The organism is Hymenobacter agri (assembly GCF_054778495.1).
In genome coordinates, this window is the sequence record NZ_BAAGZM010000901.1 from 1 (window position 1) to 1,266 (window position 1,266).

General features: G+C 65.5%; 1 protein-coding gene and 1 pseudogene. One reads left to right on the forward strand and one right to left on the reverse strand.

The genetic code is table 11. From position 1 onward, the window contains the following. Positions 1–250, reverse strand: a pseudogene (locus ACYVDE_RS23215) (hypothetical protein); the annotation flags it as partial. A gap of 349 nt (positions 251–599) precedes the next feature. Here ACYVDE_RS23215 and wrbA point away from each other — a divergent pair. Further along, a complete protein-coding gene (wrbA, locus tag ACYVDE_RS23220) occupies positions 600–1,214 on the forward strand; it encodes an NAD(P)H:quinone oxidoreductase (protein ID WP_460503902.1) in 615 nt (204 codons plus the stop codon). Positions 1,215–1,266 lie beyond the last annotated feature (52 nt).

Genomic DNA, 1,266 nt, shown 5'->3' on the forward strand with positions numbered 1-1,266 from the left:
GCAGCACGTCTTCGGCCTCGAACGTGGTTTGGGCGTAGCGCAGGCACACGGCCATCATTTTGCCGGCAAACTTGTCGTAGAGCAGCTTCTGGGCCAGCTGGCGGCCGCGCAGGCAGCCGTCAATCAGCTCGGCCTCGGTGGGCGGGCTGGTGAGGGCCGACGAGCGGCTGGCCGTCAGGCGCGGCACGGCGGCGGGCTGGTCGGGCAGCACATCGTCGGCCCCGAACGCAAACCAGGTGGCCGTGCTCACGCTTGCAGGCTGGTGCCCGTGCCAGCCAGGGAAGAAGTAGTCGAAAGGAGGAAATTTTGCAGCATAGGAAGGCAGGATGGTAGCGTAAGCCGCCGGCCCGTGGACGGCCGACGGAAGGGGGATGCCCACCCGGGCCAAATGGTTGCAAGCCCACGCAATTATCGTAGCGACCCCGCGCCAAAACTCCGCCAAAGCCTCCTTCATGCCGCAAGATAATGCCGGGCGCTGCCGGCCGGGCGCTCGAAATCGGCCAACTGCCGCAACCCGTCGCCCAGCTTTTTGCGGCCGCGTGCGTACTACCTGTTTTCTCCCTGTTTCACTCTTTCACATCAACTTTTCCCCACTCCGCATGAAGACGCTCGTTCTATTTTACTCTACGTATGGCCACATCTGGAAAATGGCCGAGGCCGTGGCCGAAGGCGCCCGCGAAATCGCTGGCAACGAGGTAGTGGTGAAGCGCGTGCCCGAAACGCTGCCCCAGGCCATTCTCGACCAGACCGGCGCCACCGGCGCGCAGCAGGCCTTTGCCCACGTGCCCGTGGCCACGCCCGATGAGCTGACGCAGTACGACGCCATCATCTTCGGCACGCCCACGCGCTACGGCAACCTCTGCGGCCAGATGCAGGCATTTATGGACAGCACCGGCGGCCTGTGGGCCAAGGGCGCGCTGGTGGGCAAAGTGGGCGGCGTGTTCGTGAGCACCGCCACCCAGCACGGCGGCCAAGAAACCACCATCCGCAGCTTCCACACCGAGCTGTTCCACCACGGCTTTGTGGTGGTGGGCCTGCCCTACGCCTGGCAGGGCCAGATGGGCCACGAGGAAGTAACGGGCGGCACGCCCTACGGCGCCAGCACCGTGGCCGGCGGCCAGGGCGAGCGCCAGCCTAGCGCCAATGAGCTCGAAGGTGCCCGCTTCCAGGGCCGCCACACGGCCGAGATTGCCAGCAAGCTGGCGGCGAAGTAGGCATTGAAGCCTGATAGTCGTCTGTCATCCTGAGCGCAGCGAAGGACCTTAT